General features: G+C 71.8%; 6 protein-coding genes and 1 tRNA gene. 4 read left to right on the forward strand and 3 right to left on the reverse strand.

The genetic code is table 11. The features are described from left to right. Positions 1-166 precede the first annotated feature (166 nt). Entirely contained in the window at positions 167-1,084 is a 918-nt protein-coding gene (locus ACZ6Z8_RS20355; protein WP_465611432.1) for a DUF8083 family protein, read from the forward strand. 487 nt (positions 1,085-1,571) lie between these two features. Then, entirely contained in the window at positions 1,572-1,778 is a 207-nt protein-coding gene (gene bldC, locus ACZ6Z8_RS20360) for a developmental transcriptional regulator BldC (protein WP_014137253.1), read from the forward strand. A gap of 347 nt (positions 1,779-2,125) precedes the next feature. Here bldC and ACZ6Z8_RS20365 read toward each other — a convergent pair. Both ACZ6Z8_RS20365 and hrpA read right to left on the reverse strand, forming a co-directional pair. Then, a tRNA-Asp gene (locus ACZ6Z8_RS20365) sits at positions 2,126-2,199 on the reverse strand. 178 nt (positions 2,200-2,377) lie between these two features. Further along, positions 2,378-6,358 (reverse strand): ATP-dependent RNA helicase HrpA, encoded by a 3,981-nt coding sequence (gene hrpA, locus ACZ6Z8_RS20370; protein ID WP_465611433.1) that lies wholly within the window; start codon positions 6,356-6,358, stop codon positions 2,378-2,380. 140 nt (positions 6,359-6,498) lie between these two features. On the opposite strand from hrpA, the gene ACZ6Z8_RS20375 reads away from it, so the two are divergent. Beyond that, entirely contained in the window at positions 6,499-7,017 is a 519-nt protein-coding gene (locus tag ACZ6Z8_RS20375; RefSeq protein ID WP_465611434.1) for a SigE family RNA polymerase sigma factor, read from the forward strand. Then, positions 7,014-8,024, forward strand: a complete 1,011-nt coding sequence (locus ACZ6Z8_RS20380) for a hypothetical protein (protein ID WP_465611435.1) — start codon at positions 7,014-7,016, stop codon at positions 8,022-8,024. Before ACZ6Z8_RS20375 ends, ACZ6Z8_RS20380 begins: the two co-directional genes overlap by 4 nt. Positions 8,025-8,090: 66 nt before the next feature. Here ACZ6Z8_RS20380 and ACZ6Z8_RS20385 read toward each other — a convergent pair whose 3' ends face one another. Next, positions 8,091-9,050, reverse strand: a complete 960-nt coding sequence (locus ACZ6Z8_RS20385; protein WP_465611436.1) for a LysR family transcriptional regulator — start codon at positions 9,048-9,050, stop codon at positions 8,091-8,093. Between the last annotated feature and the right edge of the window lie 146 nt (positions 9,051-9,196).

A 9,196-nucleotide genomic window follows, 5' to 3' on the forward strand; every position in this document is an offset into this window, starting at 1 on the left:
GCGCCTAGGGCGAAGAGTAGTCGGGCGAGGGCCGCCGATCCGCCGTCTTGTCCGAGCTTGTGCCGGTTGTCCGAAGGGTGAGACGGCGGCGGGTGAGCGGTGCGGGGGCGAACGGTTCGAGGGCGCGCCCTCCCGGGGTCGCGCGGCGCGTGCGACCATGCAGGACGTGACCGTCGTACGCACTTCCGTACTGCCGCCCTACGCCGCCCACCTGCGCGTCTACGAGCCGCTGGCGGCCTACCCGGAGCCCGAGCGGGCGGGCTGGCAGGCCTACGCGGCGGAGCACGGGCCGGACGCGGTGGCGGCCGAGCAGTCGGTGGCCGCGGCGGTGCTGGAGGAGCAGCGGGAGGCGCTCGCGGAGCTGGCCGCCCGCACGCCCAGGGCGCTGCCGGAGAAGGAGAGCGCGCGGGCGTACCTGCGGATCGTGGACGGCGTACTGTACGTGTGCCCGTGGGCGACCAGGCTGCGCAGTTGGCAGGCGCTGGAGGAGCTGCGGGCGGGGGCTCCGGTGGCGCTGCTGGACACCGCGGTGCCGCCGGTGACCCGGGCGGCCGCCGAGGCGGACCGGGAGCGCTGGCTGGCCGGCCACCCGGACGCCCGGCCGTGGATCCTCACCAGCCGGTGGGAGGTGCCGGTGCGCTGGTTCCTCCCGTTCGGGGACGAGGACCGGTGCTTCGTGCCGGGGGGCACGGGCGGCGAGCGGGCGGACGGGGAAGGGACGGAGGGGGAGCGGGGGAGGGCGGCGGCGCTGTTCTACCTGGTGCCGATGGCCCAGGCGCGGCGCCGGGTGGCGCGGGCCCTGCGGGCGCTGCGCGAGGCGGTGCCGGAGGGGGAGTTGGTGCGCGGGGCGGAGCAGGTCGGGCGGTGGCTGGAGGAGTTCCACCCGCGCTCGCTGGTGGAGCTGGACTACGGGGGGCTGGTGCATCTGCTGGGGCCGGAGCGGCTGTTGGCGGACCGTTCGGCGGGGGAGCTGGAGGACGGGCTGCGGGCGCTGCGGGCGGGGGACACCGCGGAGGCGCTGCGCGCGTACGGGGAACTGACGGTGCGGTGGCGGCGGGTGCTGGCGCTGCGGCAGGCGAACTGACGTCCGACCGCCCGTGTATGACTGTGAGGGGTCTTTGGTCCGCAACGGGGCTGACCAAGGTCCTGGTTCGGGTCAATAGCTGCCGAACGTGACACTACTCACCGTTGACGCGAACTTACCCCTATGTGCAAAAATGGGACAACCAGCCCAACTTCACGTGAGCGTACCCACTTTTGGGTGGTTCTGGAGTCGATGCGTGCTTTGCGGGGAAACGGAGGGTCTGGTCCCCTCGTAACCGGACGTCACTGTGGTGTGACTGTCCGTTATGGGGTGGTCCATCGCCATCCGTCGGCCTTGAACCCGTGAGGGGTCAATTTTGGCGGTTTGGTCGATAGGGCTGGACGGATGGTGTAGTTGTAGACACCAGGACAAGCCGTTCGTCCTATAACCGACTCGGCCCGTCTATGCCATTTCGGGCATCGCGGGCCAAGGTGCAGAATTTGAAGGATAGAACCGCCCTGGTTCGGTTCTCCCGAGGAGGCCGCTCATGACCGCTCGTACCCCTGATGCTGAGCCGCTGCTGACGCCGGCAGAGGTTGCCACCATGTTCCGCGTTGACCCGAAGACGGTCACCCGCTGGGCCAAGGCGGGCAAGCTGACGTCGATCCGCACGCTCGGCGGTCACCGTCGTTACCGTGAGGCGGAGGTGCGCGCCCTGCTGGCCGGGATTCCCGCCCAGCGCACTGAGGCCTGATAGGCCAAAGGCTCTTTGAAAGGGGCCACCAACCGGACTCCGCCGGGTCCGGTTGGTGGCCCCTTTGTCGTGCCCGGCGCCGCGCTTCCCGGGGGTCGGAATGCTGAACTCCGGATAACGATTTGGTGCGCAAGATGCGGGGGGGATTTACAGTGAATAAAAGTGCAATTTTACATATTAAATTAGTGGTATCTAGAACGGGCTGTTCCGGGGATGCCTCCCGGAGGGGGTGAGTGGCGACGATCACACAGCCTGTCACTTGCGGTCCGGACCTGGATGCGGTAAAAGCCGGACGGCCAAAAGCGAGAGGCCCGGAACCTGACGGTTCCGGGCCTCTCGCGCTACGGCGATCCCGACGGGACTTGAACCCGCGACCTCCACCTTGACAGGGTGGCGAGCTAACCAACTGCTCCACGGGACCAGAGTTTTCTGATCTCGTTCACTCGCTTGCCGCGCTGCGAACAAGACAGATCGTAGCCCATGGTGGGCCCCCAGGTCGAACTGGCTCCTGAAGGCCCACCGCGCACCCGCAGCTCAGGGCGCCGCCCGGTACGCGGGGCCGCCCGGGCCGGGCCTCACAGCGCCGCCCGGGACGGGCCTCACAGCGTCGCCCGGGCCGCCTCCATCGCCTTCATGATCCGCTTCTCCGAGACCGGGCTCGGCGTGCCCAGCGACTGGGCGAAGAAGCTGACCCGCAGCTCCTCGATCATCCAGCGGATCGCCCGCACCTCCTCGGAGGGCTGCTGCCCGGCCGGCACCGCCGCCAGCAGCTCCCCGTACGCCTGCTGCACCTGCTGGACCTTCAGCAGCTGCTGGGCGTCCCGCTGCGGGTGGTTGGGCAGCGCCTCCAGGCGGCGGTCGACCGCCAGCAGGTAGCGCTTGAGGTCGGGCAGCCGCCGCCAGCCGGTGTCCGTCACGAAGCCCGGGTGCACCAGCGAGGCCAGGTGCAGCCGGACGTCGTTCACGGCGTTCAGCAGCACCGGGCTGCTCACCGACTTCAGCCGGGTCGAGGCCTTGTGGAAGGCGATCAGGGCGCCGGCCGTCTTCAGCGTGGTGTCCGCGGACAGGTCGTACAGGTCCGCCCGCACCTTGTCGTGCAGCTTGCCGAAGGCCGCCTCGTCCCAGGCCGGGCCGCCGGCCAGGGACATCAGCCGGTCCGTCGCGGCCGAGACGACGTCCTCGAACAGGGCGTTGATCGAGCCGTGCGGGCTGTGCGAGAGCGCCAGCTTCGCCTGGTTGCCCAGTCGGCCCTGGATCGACTTGGCCGGGGAGGTCGTCGTCAGCATCAGCAGCCGGCGCGTCCCCTCCCACATCGCCCGGGCCTGGGCCTCCGGGGTGTCGAACAGCTTCACGCCGACCGAGGTGCCCTCGTCCACCAGCGCCGGGTAGGCGCGCAGCGAGTGACCGCGCGAGCGCTGCTCGAAGGTGCGCTGGAGCACCGGCAGCCCGGTCGGCCAGGCAGTCAGCCCGCTCTGCTCGATGCCCTGGCCGGAGGCCGCCGAGGAGAGCGTCTCCTTGAGCTTGGGCTTGAGCTTCAGCCGCAGCTCCTCCAGGTCCTTGGACTCGGCGAGCCTGCGCTTGCCGTCCACCACCCGGAAGGTCACCTTGAGGTGCTCCGGCACCCGTTCGTCGTCCCAGGCCTCCGGCGGCACCGTGACGGCCGTCAGGCGCTTCAGGGCGTGCTCCAGGGCCGGCAGCAGGGGCTCCTGGCGGTCCTTCACCTGGCGCAGGGCCGCCCTGGCGAAGTCCGGGGCCGGCACGAAGTTGCGCCGGATCGCCTTGGGCAGCGACTTGATGTACGCGGTGACCAGCTCCTCCCGCAGACCGGGGATCTGCCAGTCGAAGCCCTCCGCGGTGACCTGGTTGAGCACCGGCAGCGGGATGTGGACGGTCACGCCGTCCGCGTCGCTGCCCGGCTCGAACTGGTAGGTCAGCTTGAAGCGCAGCTTGCCCTGCTGCCAGTAGTCCGGGTAGTCGGCCTCGGTGACGCCGTCCGCGGCGTCGTTGATCAGCATCGACTTCTCGAAGTTCAGCAGGTCCGGCTGCTCGTGCCGGGCCTTCTTCCACCAGGCGTCGAAGTGCCGGGTGGAGACGACCTCGTCGGGCAGCCGGGCGTCGTAGAAGTCGAACAGGGTCTGGTCGTCCACCAGGATGTCCCGGCGGCGGGCCCGGTTCTCCAGCTCCTCGACCTCGCCGAGCAGCTTGCGGTTCTCGGCGAAGAACCTGTGGTGGGTCTCCCAGTCGCCCTCGACCAGCGCGTTGCGGATGAACAGCTCGCGGCAGAGTTCAGGGTCGATCCGACCGTAGTTGACCTTGCGCTGGGCGACGACCGGCATCCCGTAGAGGGTCACCTTCTCGTACGCCAGCACGGCGCCGGCCTTCTTCTCCCAGTGCGGCTCGCTGTAGCTGCGCTTGATCAGGTGCCCGGCCAGCGGCTCGACCCACTCGGGCTCGATCTTCGCGTTGATCCGGGCCCACAGCCGGGAGGTCTCCACCAGCTCGGCGGACATCACCCAGCGCGGGGGCTTCTTGAACAGGCCGGAGCCCGGGAAGATCGCGAAGCGGGCGCCGCGGGCGCCGCCGTACTCGCGCTTCTCCACGTCGAACAGGCCGATGTGGGAGAGCAGCCCGGCCAGCAGCGACTGGTGGATCCGGTCGGCGTCCGGTTCGGCGTCCGGATGCGGCTCCTCGATCGTCACGCCCAACTGCTTGGCGACCGTGCGCAGCTGGGTGTAGACGTCCTGCCACTCCCGTATCCGCAGGTAGTTGAGGAACTCGGCCTTGCACATCCGGCGGAACGCCGAGGAGGAGAGCTCCTTCTGCTGCTCCCGGACGTAGCGCCACATCGCCAGGTAGGAGAGGAAGTCGGAGGTCTCCGAGGAGAACCGGCGGTGCCGCTCGTCGGCGGCCTGGCGCTTCTCGGCGGGGCGCTCGCGCGGGTCCTGGATGGACAGCGCGGCGGCGATCACCATGACGTCGCGCACACAGCCGTTGCGGTCCGCCTCCAGCACCATGCGGGCCATCCGCGGGTCCACCGGCAGCTGGGCGAGCTTGCGGCCGAGCGCGGTCAGGCGCTTGCGCGGGTCCTTCTCGTCCGGGTCCAGCGCGCCCAGCTCGTGCAGCAGGTGGACGCCGTCCTTGATGTTGCGCGAGTCCGGCGGGTCCAGGAACGGGAAGGCGGCGATGTCGCCCAGGCCGGCCGCGGTCATCTGGAGGATCACCGAGGCCAGGTTGGTGCGCAGGATCTCGGCGTCGGTGAACTCGGGGCGGGAGAGGAAGTCCTCCTCCGAGTACAGCCGGATGCAGATGCCGTCCGAGGTGCGGCCGCAGCGGCCCTTGCGCTGGTTGGCGCTGGCCTGGCTGATCGCCTCGATCGGCAGCCGCTGCACCTTGGTGCGGTGGCTGTAGCGGGAGATCCGGGCGGTGCCCGGGTCGATCACGTACTTGATGCCGGGGACGGTCAGCGAGGTCTCGGCCACGTTGGTGGCCAGCACGATCCGGCGCAGGTTGGAGCGCTGGAAGACCCGGTGCTGCTCCGCCGAGCTGAGCCGGGCGTAGAGCGGCAGGACCTCGGTGTTCCTGAGCTTCAGCTTGGTGAGGGCATCGGCGGTGTCGCGGATCTCGCGCTCGCCGGAGAGGAAGACCAGGATGTCGCCCGGGCCCTCGTCCTGCAGCTCCTGGGCGGCGTCGCAGATCGCCTGGATCTGGTCGCGGTCGCGGTCCGCCTCGTCGGCCTCGTCCTCGCTGTCGTCGACCACCGGGCGGTAGCGGACCTCGACGGGGTACGTCCGGCCGGAGACCTCGATGATCGGGGCGTCGCCGAAGTGCCGGGAGAAGCGCTCCGGGTCGATGGTCGCGGAGGTGATCACGACCTTGAGGTCGGGTCGGCGCGGGAGCAGCTGCTTGAGGTAGCCGAGCAGGAAGTCGATGTTCAGGCTGCGCTCGTGCGCCTCGTCGATGATCAGGGTGTCGTACTGGCGCAGGTCGCGGTCGGTCTGGATCTCCGCGAGCAGGATGCCGTCCGTCATCAGCTTGACCAGGGTGTCCTGGCCGACCTGGTCGGTGAACCGGACCTTCCAGCCGACGGCCTCGCCGAGCGGGGTGTCCAGCTCCTCCGCGACGCGCTCGGCCACGGTACGGGCGGCGATCCGGCGCGGCTGGGTGTGGCCCACCAGACCGCGCACGCCGCGGCCCAGCTCCAGGCAGATCTTCGGGATCTGGGTGGTCTTGCCGGAGCCGGTCTCGCCTGCGACGATCACCACCTGGTGGTCCCGGATCGCCTCCAGGATGTCGTCCTTCTTCTGGCTGACCGGGAGCTCGGCCGGGTACGTGATCTTCGGCACCGCGTTCCGGCGCTGCTCGACCAGCAGCTCGGCGCGGTCGATGTCGGCGGCGATCTCGGTGGCGATCTTCTGCCGGGCCTCGGGCTTGCGGACCCTGCGGGCCCCCTCCAGCCGGCGTCCGATCCGCACCTCGTCGCGCAGGGTCAGCTCGGGCAGGCGGGCGGCCAGCTCACCGATTCCGGGACCCTCGGCGGGTACGGGGGCGGACTGGACTGCGGGAGAACTCACTGCGGGCATCCCTCTAGGTTCGCAAGGAGGCACGGCGGAGCGCACCTCGGTTTTCGAGCCCCTCCAGTGTCACAGCCGCCGGTGGCGAATCGCGAACGCCGGGCAACGGTCGGCCGCGGTTCCGGGCTCTGGGGGTCGAGGAGGTGCTCATGGGAGCCCACAAGACCGCCCGGGACGACGAGTTCCGGGCGTTCGCCGGCAGTGCGTGGTCACGGCTGCTGCGGACGGCGTACCTGCTGGCGGGGGACCGCCACGGCGCCGAGGACCTGGTCCAGCAGGCCCTGGAGCGGGCCTACGTCCACTGGACCAAGGTCCGCGCAGCGGACGACCCCAACGCCTACGTGCGCCGGATCCTGATCAACGAGCACGCCCGGCGGTTCCGCCGCAGACCGGCCGAGTACCTGGTCGAGGCCTTCCCCGACCGGCCCGCCCCGACCGCGCCCGACCCGGACGCCCGGGCCGTGCTGCTCGCCGCGCTCGCCGCCCTGCCGCCCCGCCAGCGCGAGGCCGTCGTCCTGCGGTACTGGGAGGACCTCAGCGAGTCCCAGACCGCGGCGGCCATGGGCTGCTCGGTCGGCACGGTCAAGAGCCAGGCGGCCAGGGGACTGGCCAAGCTCCGGGAGACCTCCTCACTCGGCGAGCTGACGACCATCGGAGGCGCAGGATGAGCAACGAGGACATGACCGGGGCCGAGGCCGCCGCGTCGTACGGGCTGAGCGAGGTGGCCGAGAGCTTCGAGATCGGCGCCGTCCCGTACGACCGGCTGCTGGCCGGGGGGCGGCGCAGACTGCGGCGCCGGCGGCTGCTGACCGCGGGCGCGGTGGCGGTGCTGGTGGTGGCGGTGGCCGGGGCGGGGACGGCGCTCGGCGGGTACGGGCGGGAGGCCGGCGGCGCCTCGGTGGCGGCGGTCTCGTCGGCGGCGGCGCTCGCTTCGGGCAGGGCGTCGGGGGACGGGCCGGCGGGGGCGGGAACGGCGGGGGCGGCGGCTTCGGCGTCGCCGGTGGCCTCGGCGTCGCCGGTGGTGGCTCCGGCGGGAGCGGCCGTCGGGACGGCCACTCCGACGGCTTCGGCTGCTTCGGCCGGGCCGTCCGGGACCGTGCGGGATCCGTTCAGCCCGATGCGGGCCAAGGTCGGTGAGGGCGCCGTCAACGGCCACGCCATGGAGGTCTGGGTCGCCCTGTGGCCGGCGGCCCGGACGGCGGAGGACGGCCTCAAACAGGGCGAGCTGATCCGGACCGAGCGGCGCGCCGCCGACCCGACGTTGCCGCCCGACCCCGAGAACAGCGGCAACCCGGTCTGGGACCCGCAGGCGGACCGGGTCGACATCTACCTGATCGCGGACGGCAGGCGGCAGCCCGGGGACCTCGTGGCGGCGACCACCGCCCCCGGCGGAACGGTCACGGGTGTCTCGGGCCCCACCAGGGGCGTGATGCTCAACCGGGTCACCGGGGACGCGAGCCGCCCGGACATGGTGGCCGTCCCGGTCGGACCGGACGTCGCCAAGGTCCGGGTCAACTGGAAAACCGGCGGCTCCGTGGGGGCGGTGCCGGTCGCGGTCGGGGACTCCCCGGTCCACTGGTACGCCGTCGTCCGCAGGCTGGGTTCCACCGACAACACCGTCACCTCCTTCGCCGCGGACGGGTCGGTGCTGGGCACCCAGAACACCTGGTGGTGACCGCCGAGTGCCGCTCGGGCGCCCAACTCGTTTGTACGGCGCCCCGGTTCGGCCGTTGCGAGCGGTTCACGGCTGGAGGGCGGCCTCGTCGGCGTCCGGGAGCCAGTCCCGGGACGGGTCGTACTCCAGCCACCGGCTGCGGGCGGCCTCGGCGGTGAACGCCCTTAGCAGACGGTCCAGTTGGCCGTTGTCCTCGGCACCGTCGTCGGTTCGCCAGAGCAGTGACCAGGCGTACAGCGGGGTCGGGTCGGCCAGCGGGACGGTGCGCACGCCCGGGCGGTCCGGCAGCGGGCCGTCGGCGGGGACGAGGGAGAAGCAGCTCGGGTCGGCGGCGACCTGGTCGAGGAAGTGCTCCAGCCCCAGATTGGTGGAGCCGACCCGGGCGGTGATGTCGAACCTCGCGGCGAAGCGGGTCAGGAAGTCCAGCCGGTCCACCGCCGCCGGATAGCGCAGCACACTGCGGCGCAGCTGCGCCGGGCTCAGGGTGTCCCGGTCGGCCAGTGGGTGGTCCGCGCTGAGCAGCGCGTCGACCGGCTCCAGCCGGACCAGCCGGTGCGTCAGCCCGGCGTCGGCGCCGTCCGGCAGGGCGTGCACCCGGCCGAACCCGGCATCCGCCTCCCCGCGCAGCAGCGCCGCCGCCACCGACGGCAGGTCCCGACCCGGCACCGGCTCCACCTCCAGGCCGGGCGCCGCGTCCACGGCCTGGGCGAGGGTGCGCATCGGGGCGTAGAGGTGGCCCCACACGTCGATCCGCAGGGGGCGTCCGGACTCCCGCACGGCGGCCACCGCCAGGTCTCCGTGCGTGAGCACTCGCCGTGCCGGGTCCAGGAAGCGGGTGCCGGCCGCGGTCAGGCTGACGCCGCGGGCGTCGCGTTCCAGCAGGCGGAGGCCGAGGGTGGCTTCCAGGCGGGCGATGCGTTTGGAGAGGCCCTGTTGGCTGATGCCGAGCCGGGCTGCCGCCCGGCCGAAGTGCAGGGCCTCGGCGGTGGTGACGAAGGCTCGTACCTGTCCCAGATCCAGATCCACCTGGGGAACCCTAGCGGGGGCTGTCGGTGGGGGGTTGCTGTTGGGGGGTGGGCTCTCGGGAGGGTGGGTGACGCCGGGGGGGGGGGCGGGGGGGGGGGGGGGGGGGGGGGGGGGGGTGTTGGTGGTGCGGGTCGCAAGGTGGTGCG

Source organism: Kitasatospora sp. NPDC101108, from assembly GCF_055584725.1.

Coding starts and splice junctions, on each gene's coding strand:
- ACZ6Z8_RS20375 (WP_465611434.1), top strand. CDS start 6,499: ATGGGAGCCCACAAGACCGCCCGGGACGACGAGTTCCGGGCGTTCGCC.
- ACZ6Z8_RS20380 (WP_465611435.1), top strand. CDS start 7,014: ATGAGCAACGAGGACATGACCGGGGCCGAGGCCGCCGCGTCGTACGGG.
- hrpA (WP_465611433.1), bottom strand. CDS start 6,358: ATGCCCGCAGTGAGTTCTCCCGCAGTCCAGTCCGCCCCCGTACCCGCC.
- bldC (WP_014137253.1), top strand. CDS start 1,572: ATGACCGCTCGTACCCCTGATGCTGAGCCGCTGCTGACGCCGGCAGAG.